Annotated in this window: 14 protein-coding genes; 13 read left to right on the forward strand and 1 reads right to left on the reverse strand. The window is 76.2% G+C overall.

All coding sequences use genetic code 11. The features are described 5' to 3' along the window. The first annotated feature begins 121 nt into the window (after window positions 1–121). From GL259_RS10280 to cobC, 13 genes are all read left to right on the forward strand, one after another. Window positions 122–1,087, forward strand: coding sequence for a cobalamin biosynthesis protein (locus tag GL259_RS10280; protein ID WP_159531334.1), 966 nt, complete (start codon window positions 122–124; stop codon window positions 1,085–1,087). Continuing rightward, entirely contained in the window at window positions 1,084–2,595 is a 1,512-nt protein-coding gene (locus tag GL259_RS10285; RefSeq protein WP_159531336.1) for a cobyric acid synthase, read from the forward strand. The genes GL259_RS10280 and GL259_RS10285 overlap by 4 nt, the downstream gene beginning before the upstream one ends. Then, window positions 2,592–6,245, forward strand: a complete 3,654-nt coding sequence (gene cobN / locus GL259_RS10290; protein ID WP_159531338.1) for a cobaltochelatase subunit CobN — start codon at window positions 2,592–2,594, stop codon at window positions 6,243–6,245. Before GL259_RS10285 ends, cobN begins: the two co-directional genes overlap by 4 nt. Continuing rightward, window positions 6,242–8,245, forward strand: coding sequence for a putative cobaltochelatase (locus GL259_RS10295; protein ID WP_159531340.1), 2,004 nt, complete (start codon window positions 6,242–6,244; stop codon window positions 8,243–8,245). The genes cobN and GL259_RS10295 overlap by 4 nt, the downstream gene beginning before the upstream one ends. After that, a complete protein-coding gene (cobO, locus tag GL259_RS10300) occupies window positions 8,245–8,844 on the forward strand; it encodes a cob(I)yrinic acid a,c-diamide adenosyltransferase (RefSeq protein WP_159531342.1) in 600 nt (199 codons plus the stop codon). Before GL259_RS10295 ends, cobO begins: the two co-directional genes overlap by 1 nt. Continuing rightward, window positions 8,838–10,220 carry a cobyrinate a,c-diamide synthase gene (locus tag GL259_RS10305; RefSeq protein ID WP_159531344.1) on the forward strand — a complete coding sequence of 461 codons (1,383 nt, stop codon included), beginning with the start codon at window positions 8,838–8,840 and terminating at the stop codon, window positions 10,218–10,220. Before cobO ends, GL259_RS10305 begins: the two co-directional genes overlap by 7 nt. Then, complete coding sequence (gene cobI, locus GL259_RS10310) at window positions 10,217–10,948, forward strand: precorrin-2 C(20)-methyltransferase (RefSeq protein WP_159531346.1); 732 nt, start codon at window positions 10,217–10,219, stop codon at window positions 10,946–10,948. The genes GL259_RS10305 and cobI overlap by 4 nt, the downstream gene beginning before the upstream one ends. Before the next feature lie 290 nt (window positions 10,949–11,238). Further along, entirely contained in the window at window positions 11,239–12,057 is an 819-nt protein-coding gene (gene cobM / locus GL259_RS10315) for a precorrin-4 C(11)-methyltransferase (RefSeq protein ID WP_159531348.1), read from the forward strand. Continuing rightward, window positions 12,054–13,298, forward strand: coding sequence for a precorrin-6y C5,15-methyltransferase (decarboxylating) subunit CbiE (cbiE, locus tag GL259_RS10320; RefSeq protein WP_159531350.1), 1,245 nt, complete (start codon window positions 12,054–12,056; stop codon window positions 13,296–13,298). The genes cobM and cbiE overlap by 4 nt, the downstream gene beginning before the upstream one ends. Next, entirely contained in the window at window positions 13,295–14,986 is a 1,692-nt protein-coding gene (gene cobJ, locus GL259_RS10325; protein WP_159531352.1) for a precorrin-3B C(17)-methyltransferase, read from the forward strand. The genes cbiE and cobJ overlap by 4 nt, the downstream gene beginning before the upstream one ends. Beyond that, window positions 14,983–15,573 carry a precorrin-8X methylmutase gene (locus tag GL259_RS10330; protein ID WP_159531354.1) on the forward strand — a complete coding sequence of 197 codons (591 nt, stop codon included), beginning with the start codon at window positions 14,983–14,985 and terminating at the stop codon, window positions 15,571–15,573. The genes cobJ and GL259_RS10330 overlap by 4 nt, the downstream gene beginning before the upstream one ends. Next, window positions 15,570–16,511, forward strand: coding sequence for a sirohydrochlorin chelatase (locus GL259_RS10335; RefSeq protein WP_159531356.1), 942 nt, complete (start codon window positions 15,570–15,572; stop codon window positions 16,509–16,511). Before GL259_RS10330 ends, GL259_RS10335 begins: the two co-directional genes overlap by 4 nt. After that, window positions 16,501–17,556: an Rv2231c family pyridoxal phosphate-dependent protein CobC gene (gene cobC, locus GL259_RS10340; protein ID WP_159531358.1), complete on the forward strand. Its 1,056-nt coding sequence runs from the start codon at window positions 16,501–16,503 to the stop codon at window positions 17,554–17,556. Before GL259_RS10335 ends, cobC begins: the two co-directional genes overlap by 11 nt. A 138-nt stretch (window positions 17,557–17,694) precedes the next feature. Here cobC and GL259_RS10345 read toward each other — a convergent pair whose 3' ends face one another. Beyond that, complete coding sequence (locus GL259_RS10345; RefSeq protein ID WP_159531361.1) at window positions 17,695–18,636, reverse strand: SCO1860 family LAETG-anchored protein; 942 nt, start codon at window positions 18,634–18,636, stop codon at window positions 17,695–17,697. Window positions 18,637–18,669: the final 33 nt, after the last annotated feature.

Consider the following 18,669-nt stretch of genomic DNA (forward strand, 5'->3'; position numbering starts at 1 on the left):
CCAGGGCGCGGACACCCTGAGTGAGGACATATCGCCATGCGCGGCTGCCTGTTGAGGTCGATCAGCGACGCCCCGCCCCGCTCCGGGGCCGCGTCCTCCGGATCCTCGGCCGGCTGAACCCATGGGTGCCGATCGCGTGTTCGCGTACGGCGCCGCCGCCGGCCTCCTCGGCGACCTGCTGCTCGGCGATCCCCGCCGTGGGCATCCGGTCGCCGCTTTCGGGCGGGCCGCGGCCGCCGTGGAACGGGTGCTGTGGCGGGACGACCGGGGCCGGGGCGCGGTGCACACCGCCGTGTGCGTCGGCGGGACGGTCGCGCTGGGAACCCTGGCCGCCCGCTGCGTGCGCTCCTCCCCCGCCGCCTCCGTCGTCCTGACCGGCGTCGCCACCTGGGCCGTCGTCGGCGGGACCTCGCTGGCCCGTGAGGCCCGCACCATCGGGCGGGCGCTGGAGGCCGGGGACGTCGAGGCGGCGCGGGCGCGGCTGCCGCACCTGTGCGGCCGGGACCCGCAGGCGCTGGACGCCGACGGGATCGCCCGCGCGGTGGTGGAGTCCGTCGCCGAGAACACCTCCGACGCCGTGGTGGGCGCGCTGGTGTGGGGGGCCGTCGCCGGGGTGCCGGGCCTGCTCGGTTTCCGCGCCGTCAACACGCTGGACGCGATGGTCGGCCACAAGTCCCCCCGCTACCGCCGCTACGGCTGGGCCTCCGCCCGGCTCGACGACGTCGCCGGGTGGCCGGGGGCGCGGCTGACCGCCGTGCTCGCCGCGCTCGCCGGACCGGATCCGCGGGGCGCCGTCCGGGCGTGGCGCGCCGATGCCGCCGGCCATCCGAGCCCCAACGCCGGGCCCGTGGAGGCGTCGTTCGCGGGCGCGCTCGGCGTGCGCCTCGGCGGGACGCTCTCCTACGGCGGGCGGGTCGAGCACCGGCCCGTCCTCAACGGCGGCGGCCGTGCCGTGGCCGTGTCCGACATCGACCGGGCGGTGCGGCTCTCGCGGCGGGTCGGCTGGCTCGCGCTCGGGGCCGGCGCCGCGGCGCGGCTCGTCGTGACGGGGCGTGCGAAGAGGCGTACGAAGGGACGTGCAGCGTGAGCGGTGGGGGTCTGCTGGTCGCCGGGACCACCTCGGACGCCGGCAAGAGCGTGGTGACCGCCGGGATCTGCCGGTGGCTGGTGCGCCAGGGCGTCAAGGTCGCGCCGTTCAAGGCGCAGAACATGTCGCTGAACTCGTTCGTGACGCGGGAGGGCGCCGAGATCGGGCGGGCGCAGGCGATGCAGGCGCAGGCCTGCCGGGTGGAGCCGACCGCGCTGATGAACCCGGTGCTGCTCAAGCCGGGCGGGGAGCAGAGCAGCCAGGTGGTGCTGCTGGGCAGGCCGGTCGGCGAGCTGAGCGCACGCGGGTACCACGGCGGGCGGCAGCAGCGGCTCCTGGGCACGGTGCTGGACTGTCTGGAGCAGTTGCGGGGCACGTATGACGCGGTGATCTGTGAGGGGGCCGGCAGCCCGGCCGAGATCAACCTGCGGCGCACGGACATCGTGAACATGGGGATCGCCCGGGGCGCCGGGCTGCCCGTCCTCGTCGTCGGCGACATCGACCGCGGCGGCGTCTTCGCGTCCTTCTTCGGCACCGTCGCCCTGCTCTCCCGTGAGGACCAGGAACTGGTCGCCGGGTTCCTGGTGAACAAGTTCCGGGGCGACGTGTCGCTGCTGGAACCGGGGCTGGAGATGCTGCGCGGTCTGACCGGGCGGCGGACGTACGGCGTGCTGCCCTTCCGGCACGGGCTCGGCATCGACGAGGAGGACGGGCTGCGCGTCTCTCTGCGCGGTGCCGTGCGGGAGTCGGTGGTGGCCGCGCCGGTCGGCGAGGACGTGCTGCGGGTCGCGGTGTGCGCGGTGCCGCTGATGTCCAACTTCACGGACGTGGACGCGCTGGCCGCCGAACCGGGTGTCGTGGTGCGGTTCGTGGACCGGCCCGAGGAACTGGCCGACGCCGACCTCGTGGTCGTGCCGGGGACGCGCGGCACCGTGCGGGCGCTGCAGTGGCTGCGGGAGCGCGGGCTCGCGGACGCACTGGGGCGGCGGGCGGCCGAGGGGCGGCCCGTGCTCGGGATCTGCGGCGGCTTCCAGGTCCTCGGCGAGCTCATCGAGGACGACGTCGAGAGCCGCCTCGGCCGCGTCGACGGGCTCGGCGTGCTGCCCGTGCGGGTGCGGTTCGCGCGGGAGAAGACCCTCACGCGTCCGTCGGGCGAAGCCCTCGGGGAGCCCGTCGAGGGGTACGAGATCCATCACGGGGTCGCCGAGGTGCTGGGCGGGGACCCCTTCCTGGACGGCTGCCGGGTCGGACAGACCTGGGGCACGCACTGGCACGGCTCACTGGAGTCGGACGGTTTCCGGCGGGCCTTCCTGCGCGAGGTGGCCGCCGCCGCGGGGCGCCGCTTCGTGCCGGCCCCCGACACCTCCTTCGCCGCGCTGCGCGAGGAGCAGCTCGACCGGCTCGGCGATCTGATCGAACAGCACGCGGACACGGACGCGCTGTGGCGGCTCATCGAGTCCGGCGCGCCGCAAGGACTGCCTTTCATTCCACCGGGAGCGCCCGCATGAGCACAGTGTTGTTGTTGTCGACCGCCGACACGGACCTGCTGGCGGCCCGTGCCTCCGGCGCCTCCTACCGGATCGGCAACCCGACCCGCGTGGACGTGGCGGCCGAGCTGCCCGCGCTGCTCGACGGCGCGGACCTCGCCGTCGTACGGCTGCTGGGCGGCAGGCGCGCCTGGGAGGAGGGGCTCGCGGCGCTGAAGGCGTCCGGGGTCCCGACGGTGCTGCTCGGCGGGGAGGCCGTGCCGGACGCGGAGCTGATGGCCGAGTCGACGGTGCCGGCCGGTGTGGTGGCGGAGGCGCTGCGGTACCTCGTCGAGGGCGGCCCGGACAACCTCACCGAACTGGCCCGCTTCCTGTCGGACACGGTGCTGCTGACCGGCGAGGGGTTCGAACAGCCGCGCGGGATGCCGGAGTACGGCGTCCACGGCGACCGCGCCCTGGAACAGGGCCGCCCGACCGTCGGCGTGCTCTTCTACCGCGCCCACGAACTGAGCGGCAACACCGCCTTCGTGGACACGCTGTGCGACGCGATCGAGGCCCGGGGCGCCAACGCCCTCCCCGTGTACTGCGGTTCGCTGCGCGGCGCCGACCCGGGGCTCTACGCGCTGCTGGCGAAGGCCGACGCCCTGGTCGCCACGGTGCTGGCGGCCGGCGGCACGCACGCCTCGCAGGCGTCGGCGGGCGGCGACGAGGAGGCCTGGGACATCGGGGCGCTGGCCGACCTGGACGTGCCGGTGCTGCAGGGGCTCTGCCTGACGTCGTCGCGCGCCGCCTGGGAGGAGTCCGACGCCGCCCTGTCCCCCATGGACGCGGCGATGCAGGTCGCCATCCCGGAGTTCGACGGGCGGCTGATCACGGTCCCGTTCTCCTTCAAGGAGCAGGGCCCGGACGACGTCCCGGTGTACGTCGCCGACCCCGAGCGGGCCGCCCGGGTGGCCGGCATCGCCGTACGGCACGCGCGGCTGGGGCACAAGCCGAACGCGGACAAGAGGCTCGCGCTGGTCTTCACCGCGTACCCGACGAAGCACTCGCGCGTCGGCAACGCGGTGGGCCTGGACACGCCCGCGTCGGCGGTGCGGGTGCTGGACGCGCTGCGGGACGCCGGATACGGCGTCGACGGCTACCCCGACAACGGGGACGAGCTGATCCACCGGCTCATCGAGGCCGGCGGGCACGACGTCGAGTGGCTGACCGAGGAGCAGCTGGCCGCCGCGCCCGCGCGGGTGCCGCTGGCGGACTACCGGGCGTGGTTCGAGCAGCTCGACCCCGAGCTGCGGGACGCCATGCTGGAGGCGTGGGGCGAGCCGCCGGGCTCGCTGTACGTCGACGGCGAGGACATCGTGCTCGCGTCGCTGCGGTTCGGGAACGTCGTCGTCATGATCCAGCCGCCGCGCGGCTTCGGCGAGAACCCGATCGCCATCTACCACGACCCCGACATGCCGCCGTCCCACCACTACATGGCGGCCTACCGGTGGCTGGAGAACAGCTTCGGCGCCGACGCGATCGTGCACATGGGCAAGCACGGCACGATGGAGTGGCTGCCGGGCAAGGGGCTGGGACTGTCGGGCGGCTGCGCGCCGGACGCGGTGCTCGGCGAACTGCCGCTGGTCTACCCGTTCATCGTCAACGATCCCGGCGAGGGCACCCAGGCCAAGCGGCGCGGGCACGCGACGGTGGTCGACCACCTGGTGCCGCCGATGGCCCGCGCCGACACCTACGGCGACCTCGCGAAGCTGGAGCAGCTGCTCGACGAGTACGCGCTGGTCTCCGACCTGGACCCGGCGAAGGCACCGGCGGTGCGCGCGCAGATCTGGACGCTGGTGAAGGCCGCCGAGCTCCACCACGACCTGCACGTCGAGGACCAGCCGGACGACGACGACTTCGACGAGTTCGTCATGCACATCGACGGCTACCTGTGCGAGATCAAGGACGTGCAGATCAGGGACGGTCTGCACATCCTCGGCGGCGGCCCGGTCGGCGAGCCGCGCGTGAACCTGGTGCTGGCGGTGCTGCGCGCCTCGCAGGTGTGGGGCGGGCAGGCGAACGCGCTGCCGGGCCTGCGGGCCGCGCTGGCCGCGCACTTCGGGCTGGTGGAGAAGGACCTGCTGGCCGAGCCGGGGGCGCCGGTGAAGGTGCCGGTGGAGCTGACGGACCTGGTGGACGGCCCGGCACGCACCGGTGCCGACGCGATCGACCTGCTGGAGCAGTTGTGCCGGCGGCTCGCGGAGGGCATGGAGGAGCGCGGCTGGGCGGCGGCCGAGAGCGGCACTCTGGTGCGGGAGGTGCTGGGCACGGAGCTCCCGGAGGCGGTGGCCGTGCTGCGGTTCGCGTGCGACGAGGTCGTGCCCCGGCTGGCCCGGACGACCGACGAGATCGGGAACATCCTGCGGGCCCTGGACGGCGGTTACGTCCCGGCGGGCCCGTCGGGCTCGCCCACCCGCGGGCTGGTCAACGTGCTGCCGACCGGGCGGAACTTCTACTCCGTCGACCCCAAGGCGATCCCGTCCCGGCTGAGCTGGGAGGTCGGGCAGTCGCTCGCCGACTCGCTGGTCCAGCGGTACCTGCAGGACACGGGCGAGTACCCGAGGTCCGTCGGCCTGACGGTGTGGGGCACGTCCGCGATGCGCACCCAGGGCGACGACATCGCCGAGATCCTGGCACTGCTGGGCTGCCGTCCGGTGTGGGACGACGCCTCGCGCCGGGTGACCGGTTTCGAGGTGGTCCCGCCGGAGGAGCTGGGCCGGCCGCGCATCGACGTCACGGTCCGCATCTCCGGGTTCTTCCGGGACGCGTTCCCGCACGTGGTGGGGTTGATCGACGACGCGGTGCGGGCGGTGGCCGAGCTGGACGAGCCCGCCGAGGCCAACTATGTGCGGGCGCACGTCGACGAGGACACCGCCGGGCACGGTGACCGGCGCCGGGCCACCGCGCGCATCTTCGGCTCCAAGCCGGGCGCGTACGGGGCCGGTCTGCTGCCGCTGATCGACGCGCGGAACTGGCGTTCCGACGCCGACCTCGCCGAGGTGTACGCGGTGTGGGGCGGCTACGCCTACGGGCGCGGGCTCGACGGGCGGGCCGCGCGCGGGGACATGGAGACGGCGTTCCGGCGGATCGCGGTGGCGGCGAAGAACGTCGACACGCGCGAGCACGACCTCGTCGACGCCGACGACTACTTCCAGTACCACGGCGGCATGGTGGCGATGGTGCGGCACCTGACGGGCGGGAACCCCGAGGCGTACGTGGGCGACTCCGCCGTGCCGGACCAGGTGAGGACCCGGACGCTCGGCGAGGAGACCCACCGGGTGTTCCGCGCCCGCGTGGTCAACCCGCGCTGGATGGCGGCGATGCGCCGGCACGGCTACAAGGGCGCCTTCGAGATGGCGGCCACCGTGGACTACCTGTTCGGGTACGACGCCACGGCCGGGGTCGTGGACGACTGGATGTACGAGAAGCTCAGCGCGGAGTACGTCTTCGACCCGGAGAACCGGGACTTCATGAAGAAGTCCAACCCGTGGGCGCTGCGCGGCATCACCGAGCGGCTGCTGGAGGCCGCCGACCGCGGGCTGTGGGCCGAGCCGGACGCGGACACCCTGGAGCGGCTGCGCGCCACCTACCTGGAGCTCGAAGGCGATCTGGAGGGCGAGGACAAGTGACCACCCCCTTTCCGTTCACGGCGGTCGTCGGTCAGGACGACCTGCGGCTGGCGCTGCTGCTGAACGCCGTCTCCCCGGCGGTCGGCGGTGTGCTGGTGCGCGGTGAGAAGGGCACCGCCAAGTCCACGGCGGTGCGGGCGCTGTCGGCGCTCCTGCCCGAGGTGCCGGTCGTGCCCGGCTGCCGGTTCTCCTGCGACCCCTCGGCCCCGGACCCCGGGTGCCCGGACGGCCCGCACGAGAGCGGCGGCGGAACGGCACGGCCCGCCCGCATGGTCGAGCTGCCCGTCGGCGCCTCCGAGGACCGGCTGGTCGGCGCGCTGGACATCGAGCGGGCACTGGCCGAGGGCGTCAAGGCGTTCGAGCCGGGTCTGCTCGCCGACGCGCACCGCGGGATCCTCTACGTCGACGAGGTCAACCTGCTCCACGACCACCTGGTCGACCTGCTGCTGGACGCCGCCGCGATGGGCTCCTCCCACGTGGAGCGCGAGGGCGTCTCCGTGCGGCACGCGGCCCGCTTCCTGCTGGTCGGCACCATGAACCCCGAGGAGGGCGAGCTGCGCCCGCAGCTGCTCGACCGGTTCGGGCTGACCGTCGAGGTCGCGGCCTCGCGGGAGCCGGACCAGCGGGTCGAGGTCGTGCGCAGGCGGCTGGCCCACGACGACGACCCGGCCGCCTTCGCCGCGCGCTGGGCCGACGAGGAGGCCGCCGTGCGGGCGCGGATCACGGCGGCGCGGGAGCTGCTGCCGCAGGTGCGCCTCGGCGACGGGGCGCTGCGGCAGATCGCGGCGACCTGCGCGGCCTTCGAGGTGGACGGCATGCGGGCCGACATCGTGATGGCGCGCACCGCGACCGCGCTGGCGGCGTGGGCGGGCCGCACCGAGGTGCTCGCCGAGGACGTGCGGCAGGCGGCCCTGCTCGCGCTGCCGCACCGCAGGCGGCGCAACCCGTTCGACGCGCCGGGCCTGGACGAGGACAAGCTCGACGAGACGCTGGAGCGGTTCTCCGGCGAGGACGAGGGCGACGACGACCCCGGCCCGGACGGGCCGGGCGGTGGCGGCGGTGGCGGACAGCCGCCGTCGGAGGGGCCCGGGGGCGGGGACACCGGCGCGCGGCCGGAGGCCGGTGAGGACGGGGAGCCGCAGCCGTCCGGGGCCGGGGCGGGCGAGCAGTCCGCCGTGCGCGCCGCCGAGCCGTTCCGCACCAAGGTGCTGAGCGTGCCCGGCCTCGGTGAGGGCGCCGCCGGGCGCCGGTCGCGGGCGCGCACCGAGCACGGGCGTACCACCGGGGCGCGCCGCCCTCGGGGGGCGCTGACCAAGCTGCACCTGGCGGCCACCGTGCGGGCCGCGGCGCCGCACCAGCGGGCGCGCGGCCGGTCGGGGCCGGGGCTCGTGGTGCGCCGGGACGACCTGCGGCAGGCGACGCGGGAGGGCCGCGAGGGCAACCTCGTGCTGTTCGTCGTGGACGCCTCGGGGTCGATGGCGGCGCGGCAGCGGATGAGCGCCGTGAAGGGCGCGGTGCTGTCGCTGCTGCTGGACGCCTACCAGCGGCGGGACAAGGTGGGTCTGGTGACCTTCCGGGGCTCGGGCGCCGACGTGGCGCTGCCGCCGACCTCCTCGGTCGACGCGGCCGCCGCCCGGCTGGAGTCGCTGCCGACCGGGGGGCGCACGCCGCTCGCGGCCGGGCTGCTGAAGGCGCACGAGGTGCTGCGCGTGGAGCGGCTGCGGGACCCGGCGCGCCGGCCGCTGGTCGTCGTGGTCACCGACGGGCGCGCCACGGGCGGCCCCGAGCCGGTCGCGCTCGCCGGGCGCGCGGCGCGGCTGTTCGCCGCCGGGGGTGTCGCGTCCGTGGTCGTGGACTGCGAGGCGGGGCCGGTGCGGCTGGGGCTCGCCGGCCGGCTGGCGGGCGATCTCGGCGGTACGGCGGTGACGCTCGACGAGCTGCGGGCGGACTCGATCGCCGGTCTGGTGAAGGACGTTCAGGGAAACAGGAGGGCCGCGTAATGCCGCAGGGGAAGCCGGCGGTCGTACCCGACGACGGTCTGACGACCCGTCAGCGCCGCAACCGGCCGCTGGTCGTCGTGCACACCGGCGTCGGCAAGGGCAAGTCGACGGCCGCGTTCGGGCTCGCGCTGCGCGCCTGGAACCAGGGGTGGCCGATCGGGGTGTTCCAGTTCGTCAAGTCGGCGAAGTGGAAGGTCGGCGAGGAGAACGCGCTGCGGGTGCTCGGCGCCTCCGGCGAGGGCGGGACCGTCGACTGGCACAAGATGGGCGAGGGCTGGTCCTGGGTGCAGCGCGACGCGCAGATGGACAACGAGGAGAAGGCCCGGGAGGGCTGGGAGCAGGTCAAGCGGGACCTGGCCGCCGAGACGTACCGGCTGTACGTGCTCGACGAGTTCGCGTACCCGATGCACTGGGGCTGGGTCGACACCGACGAGGTGATCGACGTCCTGCGCGACCGGCCCGGCACCCAGCACGTGGTGATCACCGGGCGGAACGCGCCGGAGAAGCTGGTCGGCTTCGCGGACCTCGTGACCGACATGTCCAAGGTCAAGCACCCCATGGACGCCGGGCAGAAGGGGCAGAGGGGCATCGAGTGGTGACCTCCGTCCCCCGCCTGGTCGTCGCCGCGCCCTCCTCGGGCAGCGGCAAGACCACCGTCGCCACGGGGCTGATGGCCGCGCTCGCCGCGCGGGGGCTCGCCGTGTCCCCGCACAAGGTGGGCCCGGACTACATCGACCCCGGGTACCACGCGCTCGCCACCGGGCGGGCGGGGCGCAACCTCGACGCGTACCTGTGCGGTCCGGAGCTGGTCGGTCCGCTGTTCGCGCACGGCGCGCGCGGGTGCGACGTCGCCGTGGTCGAGGGTGTGATGGGGCTGTACGACGGGGCCGCGGGGGAGGGCGAGCTGGCGTCCACCGCGCAGGTGGCGAAGCTGCTGCGGGCGCCGGTGGTGCTGGTCGTCGACGCGGCGTCGCAGTCGCGGTCGGTGGCGGCGCTGGTGCACGGGTTCGCCTCCTGGGACCCGCAGGTGCGGGTCGGGGGCGTGATCCTGAACAAGGTCGCCTCGGACCGGCACGAGGCGTTGCTGCGCGAGGCGCTGGAGTCGGCGGGGGTGCCGGTGCTCGGGGTGCTGCGCCGGGCTCCCCAGGTCGACACGCCGTCGCGGCACCTGGGGCTGGTGCCGGTGGCCGAGCGGCGGGCCCAGGCCGTGGAGGCCGTCGCGGCGATGGGCGCGCAGGTGGCGGCGGGATGCGATCTGGAAGCGCTCGTCGCGCTGGCGCGGAGCGCGGGCGCGCTGCCGTGCGCGGCGTGGGACGCGGCCGAGGCACTGGTCTCCCCGTCCTCGCCGTCCCCGGGGGCCGCGCTCCCGGACGGGCCCGTGGTCGCCCTCGCCGGCGGGGCCGCGTTCACGTTCTCCTACGCCGAGCACTCCGAGCTGCTCGCCGCCGCCGGGGCCGAGGTCGTCCCCTTCGACCCGCTCCGTGACGAGCGGCTGCCCGAGGGGACGCGCGGGCTGGTCGTCGGGGGCGGGTTCCCCGAGGTGTACGCCGCCGAGCTGTCGGCCAACGAGCCGCTCCGCAAGGCCGTCGCCGTCCTCGCGGAGAGCGGGGCGCCCGTCGCCGCCGAGTGCGCGGGGCTGCTGTACCTGTGCCGGGAGCTGGACGGCCTGCCGATGTGCGGGGTGCTGGACGCCTCCGCGCGGATGACCGAGCGGCTCGCCCTCGGCTACCGGGACGCGGTGGCCGTGACCGACAGCGCGCTGGCCGCCGCCGGGACGCGGATGCGCGGGCACGAGTTCCACCGGACCGTCGTGGAGCCGGGCGCCGGGGCCGCGCCCGCGTGGGGGGTGCGGGCGCCCGAGCGGCGCGTCGAGGGTTTTGTACAGCGCGGTGTGCACGCGAGCTATCTGCACACGCACTGGGCGTCCGAGCCCGGTGTCGCCCGTCGGTTCGTGGAGAGGTGCCGGACGTCATGAGCAGCAGGCTGATCGGGGTCGGTGTCGGGCCGGGCGACCCGGAACTGGTGACCGTGAAGGGCGTGAACGCCCTGCGCGCGGCCGAGGTCGTCGTCGTGCCGGTCATGGACACCGGGGAGCGGGGACGGGCCGAGGCGACCGTGCTGCACTACGTGCCCGCGCGGAAGGTCCTGCGGGTGGTGTTCGCGCTGAACGAGCGCACCGACCGGGCGCGGCGCGAGGCCGCCTGGGACGCGGCCGGGGAGCGGGTCGCCGCGCTGCTGCGGGACCACGGGACCGTCGCCTTCGCGACCATCGGGGACCCCAACGTGTACTCGACGTTCACGTACCTCGCCCAGACCGTCGCCCGGGCGGTGCCGGGGACGGTCGTGGAGACCGTGCCGGGGATCACCGCCATGCAGGACCTCGCGGCGCGTTCCGGGGCCGTGCTGACGGAGGGGACCGAGCCGCTGACGCTGGTGCCGGTGACCGCCGGGGCGGGCGTGCTCAAGGACGCGCTGGCCGGGCCCGGGACCGTCGTCGCCTACAAGTTCGGGCGGCGGGCGGCCGAGGTCGCCGAGGCGCTGCGGGAGACCGGGCGGCTCGACGACGCGGTGTGGGGGTCGGCGCTCGGGCTGCCGGAGGAGTCGGTCCGGCCGGCCGCCGAGCTGGACGGGGCTCCCCTGCCCTACCTCTCGACGCTCATCGCGCCGCCGCGGCGCGACGGCGGGCGGGGCGGCAAACTGTGAGCCGCCAAGGCCCGCGGCCGGTTCCGCGGCCGGTGCGCGGCGCCCGCCACCGGGGCCGCCGCGTCCGTGACGGGCACCGGCCCGCCGTCCCCCCGGCTCCCGGCCCCGCCCGGGCAGGGGGGACCCCCGCCGGCCGGCGTCCCCAGGAACGCGCCGGGCGCGACGGGGGCCGCCGTGCGCCCCTCGTGTCCGGCCGACGGCCGTCGGCGCACGCGTGACGGCCTGCCACCGCCCCCTTCTCGTTCCCCCGCCCCCTTTGACCCCCGCCCCGCAGGAGAGGACCGATTCCCATGGCCGATGCCCCCACCGGCAAGGTGACCTTCGTCGGTGCCGGCCCCGGCGCCGCCGATCTGCTGACGTTCCGTGCCGCGCGCGCCATCGCCGAGGCCGACGTCGTGATCTGGGCCGCCAGCCTGGTCCAGGCGGAGGTCCTCGAGCACGCGCGTGAGGACGCGGAGGTCCTCGACTCGGCGACGATGTCCCTGGAGGACGTCGTGGCCGTCTACGAACGGGCCCGGGCGCAAGGGCTGAGGGTCGCCCGGATCCACTCCGGCGACCCGGCGCTGTGGGGCGGCACGCAGGAGCAGCTCGACCGGTGCGCGCAGATCGGCATCGCCACCGAGGTCGTGCCCGGTGTCTCGTCGTTCTCCGCCGTCGCGGCGCTGGCACAGCGGGAGCTGACCATTCCCGAGGTGGCGCAGTCCGTGGTCCTGACCCGGCTCGGCGGCGGCAAGACGCCGATGCCGCCCGGTGAGGAGGTCCGCGAGTTCGCGCGGCACGGCACCACCATGGCGATCTTCCTGTCGGCCGCCCGCAGCGGGCAGCTGGTGCGGGAGCTGCTGGAGGGCGGCTACCCGACGACCACGCCGGTCGTCGTCGCGTACCAGGCGACCTGGCCGGAGGAGCTGGTCGTGAGGTGCACGATCGGCACGCTGGAGGAGACGGTCAAGGAGCACAAGCTCTGGAAGCACACCCTGTTCCTGGTCGGCCCGGCCCTCGACGCGCACGGCACCCGCTCGCACCTGTACCACCCGGGGCACTTCCACGGCTACCGCAAGGCCGACCCCCAGGCCCGCAGGGCGCTGCGTTCACGGGGTGCCAGCACATGATCACCGTCGTGGGCACGGGCACCGGCGTGCCGGTGGACGCGGGCGCCCTCGCCGGGGCGGAGCTGGTCGTCGGCGGGCGGCGGCACCTGGACGCCGCGCGGCTGCCGGAGGGGGCCGAGCGGGTCGTCCTCGGGCCGCTGGCGCCCGCGCTGGACACCGTGGGGAAGTACGTCGCCGAGGAGCGGCCGGTCGTGGTCCTGGCGTCCGGGGACCCCGGGTTCTTCGGGATCGTGCGGGCGCTGGCCGAGCGGTTCGGCGCCGAGCGGCTGGACGTGCGGCCCGGCGTCTCCTCCGTGGCCACCGCGTTCGCGCGGGTGGGACTGCCGTGGGACGACGCCGTGGTGGTCAGCGCGCACGGGCGGGATCCGCGGACGGCCGTGAACCTGTGCCGGGCCCACCCCAAGGTGGCCGTGCTGACCGGGCCGGGCGCCGGACCGGCCGAGCTGGGGGCCGCGCTGGCCCGCCACTGCCCCGGCCGCCTCCTGGTCGTCGCCCGTGCGCTGGGCGACCCGGAGCGCGAGCGGGTCGAGCGGGTCACGCCCGCCGAGGCCGCGGCGCGGGACTGGGGCCCGGCGGTGAGCGTCGTGCTGTGCCTGGACGAGTCACGGGCCCTCGGTCCGGTGCGGACCGTCGCGGGCGGGGTCGCCGGCCGGCCCGCCGGCTGGGCGCTGGAGGAGGCCGAGTTCACCCACCGCGACTCCATGATCACCAAGTTCGAGGTGCGGGCCCTGGCGCTGGCCCGGCTCGGGCCGCGCCCCGGTGAGCTGGTGTGGGACGTCGGCGCGGGCTCCGGGTCCGTGGCCGTGGAGTGCGCGCGGCTGGGGGCCGCCGTCACCGCGGTGGAGAAGGCCCCGGACGGAGTGGAGCGGATCCGCGCCAACGCCGCCGCGCACGGTGTCGACGTGCGGGTGGTGCACGGTGCGGCGCCGGCCGCGCTGTCCGGGCTCGACGACCCCGACGCCGTGTTCGTCGGCGGGGGCGGGCGGGAGCTGCCCGCCGTCGTCACCGCGTGCGCGCGGCGCGCCCGGCGGACCGTGGTCGTCGCCGTGGCCGCGCTGGACCGGGTGCCGGCCGCGCGCGAGGCGCTGACCGGGGCCGGGTTCACCTGCGACGGGGTGCTGTTGCAGTCGTCGCGGCTCGCGCCGCTGCCCGGGGACGTGACCCGGCTGGCGGCGACCAATCCCGTTTTCCTGCTGTGGGGCGTCCGGTCCCGCGGCCGTACCGAAGGAGTCTCCCAGTGATCGGCCTCATCTCCGCCACCGCGGCGGGAGCGGCTGCGCGGGACCGGCTGGCCGCCGCCTGGCCGGACCGCACGCGTGTGTACGAGGGTCCCGTCGCGGACGCCGTGCGGACCGCGTTCGCCAGTTGCGAGCAGCTCGTGTGCTTCCTCGCCACGGGGGCCGTGGTGCGGCTGGTGGCACCGCTGCTGGACGGCAAGACGGCCGACCCGGGCGTGGTCTGCGTCGACGAGGGCGGACGGTTCGCGGTGTCGCTGGTGGGCGGGCACGGCGGCGGGGCGAACGACCTCGCCCGCGAGGTCGCCGAGGTGCTGGGCGCCGAGCCGGTGGTGACCACGGCGACCGACGCCGTGGGCCTGGCCGGCCTGGACACGCTGGGCCTGCCGGTGGAGGGCGACGTCGCCGCCGTCTCGCGGGCCCTGCTGGACGGCGAGGCGGTGGCGCTGCGCGCCGAGGTGGCCTGGCCGCTGCCGCCGCTGCCGGTGGCCGACGAGGGGGCGTACACGATCCGCCTGACGGACCGGCTGGTGGAGCGGACCGGGCGGGAGGCGGTCCTGCGGCCGCCGACCCTGGTCGTCGGGGTCGGCGCCTCGAAGGGCGCCCCCGCCGAGGAGGTGCTCGCCCTGGTCGGGGACACCCTGCGGGAGGCCGGGCTGTCGGCCGCGTCGCTCGCCGAGCTCGCCACCGTGGACGCCAAGGCCGGGGAGCCCGGCGTCGTGGAAGCGGCCCGGCGGCTGGGCGTGCCCCTGGTGACGTACACCGCGCAGGAGCTGGCGCGGGTCGACGTGCCCCACCCCTCCGACGCGCCGCTCGCCGCCGTCGGCACCCCGTCGGTCGCTGAGGCCGCCGCGCTCGTGCGCGGGGGCGAACTCCTCGTGCCCAAGCGGAAGTCGCAGCGCGCGGACGGCCGGCCCGCGATGGCGACCTGTGCCGTCGTACGGCGGCCGGGGCGCGGGCGGCTCGCGGTGGTCGGGCTGGGGCCGGGCGCCCGGGACCTGCTCACCCCGCGCGCGAAGGCGGAGCTGCGGCGCGCCTCCGTGCTGGTCGGGCTCGACCAGTACGTCGACCAGATCCGGGACCTGCTGCGGCCCGGCACCCGGATCCTGGAGTCGGGGCTCGGGGCCGAGGAGGAACGGGCGCGCACGGCCGTCGCCGAGGCCCGCGCGGGACGGGCGGTCGCGCTGATCGGCAGCGGGGACGCGGGCGTGTACGCCATGGCCTCCCCGGCGCTCGCCGAGGCGTCCGACGACATCGACGTGGTCGGCGTGCCGGGTGTGACGGCGGCACTGGCGGCCGGGGCGGTCCTGGGCGCGCCGCTGGGGCACGACCACGTGTCGATCAGCCTGTCCGACCTGCACACGCCGTGGGAGGTCATCGAGCGGCGGGTGCGGGCGGCGGCCGAGGCGGACCTCGTCGTGACGTTCTACAACCCGCGCAGCCGGGGCCGCGACTGGCAGCTGCCGAAGGCCCTCGAGATCCTCGCCGGACACCGCGCGCCGACGACGCCGGTCGGTGTCGTGCGCAACGCGTCCCGGCCGGACGAGTCGAGCCGGCTGACGACGCTGGCCGGCCTGGACCCGGCGACGGTCGACATGATGACGGTCGTGACCGTGGGCAACACGGCGACCCGGGACGTCGCGGGCCGCATGGTGACGCCGCGCGGCTACCGCTGGCAGGAGGGTGCCGAGTGAACCGCGTGGTCCATCCGATCGAGCAGGAGTCCTACCGGCGGCTGCGGGCCCGCCTGGACACCTCGCACTTCCCGCCGCTGACCCGGGCGGTGGTGGAACGGGTCATCCACTCCGCCGCCGATCTGGAGTACGCCGCCGATCTCGTCATGGACGAGGGCGAGCTGGAGAGGGCGCACGCGGCGCTGCACGCCGGGGCGCCCGTCGTCGTGGACGTGGAGATGGTCGGCGCCGGCATCACCCGGCGCGAGACCGTCTGCCGGCTCCGGGACGCCGTGGCCGGGCCGGGGCTGACCCGCTCGGCGCACGCGATCCGGCTCGCCCACGAGCAGGTCGGCCCGGGCGCCCTCTGGGTGATCGGCAACGCCCCGACCGCGCTGGAGGAGCTGCTGACCCTCGACGCCGACCCCGCGCTCGTCATCGGCCTGCCCGTCGGCTTCGTCGGCGCGGTCGAGTCCAAGGCGGCGCTGCGCGAGAGCGGGCTGCCCGCCGTGAGCAACGTGTCCGAGAAGGGCGGTTCGGCGGTCGCCGCGGCCGCGCTCAACGCCCTGCTGTACCACCCCGTTTCACACTCCGAGGAGAAATCGTGACCACCCCGCCGCCCGCCCTGCTCATCGCCGGTCACGGCACCCGGGACGACGCCGGGGCCGAGGCGTTCCGCGACTTCGTGCGGGAGCTGGGAAGCCGCCACCCCGAACTGCCCGTCGCGGGCGGCTTCATCGAGCTGTCCCCGCCGCCGCTGGGCGAGGCCGTCACCGAGCTGGTGGAGAAGGGGGTGCGGCGGTTCGCCGCCGTGCCGCTGATGCTGGTGTCCGCCGGGCACGCCAAGGGCGACATCCCGGCGGCGCTGGCCCGCGAGAAGGAGCGGCACCCGGGGATCTCGTACACCTACGGCCGCCCGCTGGGTCCGCACCCGTCGCTGCTGTCCGTGCTGGAGCGGCGGCTGGACGAGGCGCTCGGCGCCGGGGGGCGCACGCCCTGGGACCGGGCCGACGTGACCGTGCTGCTGGTCGGGCGCGGGTCGACCGATCCGGACGCCAACGCCGAGGTGCACAAGGCGGCGCGGCTGCTGTGGGAGGGGCGCGGGTACGCGGGCGTGGAGACGGCGTTCGTGTCGCTGGCGGCGCCGGACGTGCCGAGCGGTCTCGACCGGTGCGCGAGGCTGGGGGCCGGGCGGATCGTGGTGCTCCCCTACTTCCTGTTCACCGGCATCCTGCCGGACCGGGTCCGCCGGCAGACCGAGGACTGGGCGGCCGCGCACCCGGAGGCCGAGGTGCGCTCGGCGGACGTCATCGGTCCGGAGCCGGAGCTGCTGGACCTGGTGATGGAGCGGTACGAGGAGGCGGTGAAGGGCGACCTGCGGATGAACTGCGACTCGTGCGTGTACCGCATCGCGCTGCCCGGCTTCGAGGACAAGGTCGGCATGCCCCAGCAGCCGCACTTCCACCCGGACGACGACGGCCACCACCACGGCCACGGCCCGCACGGCCACGGTCACCACCACGGCGCCCACTCCCATGCCCATTGAGGAGCACGACCTCCGGCACCACGGCGACGCCGAGGTCCGTGACGACGGCGCGGCGCTGGTCGACCTCGCCGTGAACGTCCGCGCGGACACGCCGCCGGCGTGGCTGCGCGAGCACATCGCCGCGTCGCTGTCCGGGCTGGCCGCCTATCCGGACGGGCGGGCCGCGCGGGCGGCGGTGGCGGCGCGGCACGGGCTGCCGGTGGAGCGGGTGCTGCTGACGGCGGGGGCGGCGGAGGCGTTCGTGCTGCTGGCGCGGGCGCTGAAGGTGCGCCGTCCGGTGGTGGTGCATCCGCAGTTCACGGAGCCGGAGGCGGCGCTGCGGGACGCGGGGCACACGGTGGACCGGGTGCTCCTGCGGGAGGCGGACGGCTTCCGGCTGGATCCGGCGGCGGTCCCCGAGGAGGCGGACCTGGTGGTGATCGGCAACCCGACGAACCCGACGTCGGTCCTGCACCCGGCCGCGGACGTCGCCCGGCTCGCCCGGCACGGGCGGACGCTGGTGGTGGACGAGGCGTTCATGGACGCGGTGCCGGGCGAGCGGGAGGCGCTGGCCGGGCGGACGGACGTGCCGGGGCTGGTGGTCCTGCGCAGCCTCACCAAGACGTGGGGGCTGGCCGGGCTGCGGATCGGTTACCTGCTGGCGGCGCCGGAGACCGTCGCGGAGCTGGAGCGCGCCCAGCCGCTGTGGCCGGTGTCCACGCCGGCGCTGGCGGCGGCCCGGGCGTGCGTGGGAACCGCGGCACTCGCGGAGGCGGCCCGGGCGGCCGACCGCGTCGCGGCGGACCGGGCGCACCTGATCGAGGGACTGCGGGGGTTCGCCGCGCACGGACTGCGGGTCGTGGAGCCCGCCGGGGGCCCGTTCGTCCTGGTCCGGCTGGAGCGCGCGGCGGCCGTGCGCGCCCGGCTGCGCGACCTCGGCTACGCGGTGCGCCGCGGGGACACGTTCCCGGGGCTGGACGGGCGGTGGCTGCGGCTGGCGGTACGGGACCGGGAAACGGTGGACGGTTTCCTGAGCGCACTGGGGCGGGCGCTGGAGACCGCCTGAACCGCGTACCGGGCCCGCCCACCGCGCGGGGTCCCGCCCTTCAACCACCCGGTCGGGCGGAGGCCGGGAGCTCGGTACGGCGGGAGAGGCGCGCCCGCCCCGCCGTGCGCGGGCGCCAGGGGTCGCTCCGTCCCGGCGTCAGCCCCGCCGGCCCCGGCGGGACAGGGCCGCCGCTGTGCCGCCCGCCGCGAGGAGGGCGATCGCGCCGCCCGCCACGTACCAGGTCGCCGGGTCGCCGCCGGTCGCCGCCAGGCCCGCCCCGGTGGGCGCCGCCTGCCCCGCGCGTGCTCCCCGGGGCCGGACGCCGGCGTCCGGGTCCGTGCCCGCGGCGGCCGGCCTGCCGCCGGGCGCCTCGCACGTGGCCTCGGCCAGCGTCAGGGTGCCGTCGACCTCGGCGACGTTCAGCTCCAGCGGATCGACGGAGATCCTCAGGTGCAGTGCGGTCGCGGCGGCCGTGCGGGACGTGGTCCTCGTCTTCGACAGTTCCAGCCGCACCTCGCCGACGCCCGGCACCTTCACCTCGGTCGGCCCGGCGGGGGCCAGGGTGACGCGTTTGCCGAGCACCGTCACCGCGCCGGGCAGGGTCACCGAGGCGAGCGGGGTCCTCCCGGCCTCGCAGACCGCCCTGGAGCCGGCCTGCTCGAGCTCGACGAGCCCGAGCAGCGGCAGTCCGGGGACGTGGACCCGGGCCCTGGCGAGGGTGGTGGAGGCCTCGGCCCTGTTCCCCTCCACCGTCGCCCCGGCGTCGGCGACCTCCGCGCGCAGCACGGTGAAGGGCCGGCCGCCGTCCACACCGTCCAGCCGGGCGGTCAGCGCGGTCCTCCGCGCGCTCCGCGGCGCTCGGACCTCGTTGAGGGAGGCGGTGAGCGGGACGTTCACGGTCTTGTCGAGCAGGGACACGTCGAGCCGGGCGCGCAGCACGGCGGCGCCGGCGGCGCCGGCGTGCTCCCCGGTGGCGTGCGCGGGGCCCGCGCCGGCCAGCGCGGCGGGACCGGTGGCGAGGACGGTGGCCGCGGCGACGGCGACCAGGCGGCGTGCATGCGTACGGCGTGCGGGCACGCGGAAGTCGGCGCTGTTCAAGGTGGTGGGACCCCCGGGAGACACGTGTGGGAC

The organism is Streptomyces sp. Tu 3180, assembly GCF_009852415.1.
GTDB lineage: Bacteria > Actinomycetota > Actinomycetes > Streptomycetales > Streptomycetaceae > Streptomyces.

Bases quoted from the DNA above. Each gene is read 5' to 3' on its own strand.
- cobO (WP_159531342.1), top strand. From the start codon at position 8,245: ATGCCGCAGGGGAAGCCGGCGGTCGTACCCGACGACGGTCTGACGACC.
- GL259_RS10280 (WP_159531334.1), top strand. From the start codon at position 122: ATGGGTGCCGATCGCGTGTTCGCGTACGGCGCCGCCGCCGGCCTCCTC.
- cobC (WP_159531358.1), top strand. From the start codon at position 16,501: ATGCCCATTGAGGAGCACGACCTCCGGCACCACGGCGACGCCGAGGTC.
- cbiE (WP_159531350.1), top strand. From the start codon at position 12,054: ATGATCACCGTCGTGGGCACGGGCACCGGCGTGCCGGTGGACGCGGGC.
- cobM (WP_159531348.1), top strand. From the start codon at position 11,239: ATGGCCGATGCCCCCACCGGCAAGGTGACCTTCGTCGGTGCCGGCCCC.
- cobN (WP_159531338.1), top strand. From the start codon at position 2,592: ATGAGCACAGTGTTGTTGTTGTCGACCGCCGACACGGACCTGCTGGCG.
- cobI (WP_159531346.1), top strand. From the start codon at position 10,217: ATGAGCAGCAGGCTGATCGGGGTCGGTGTCGGGCCGGGCGACCCGGAA.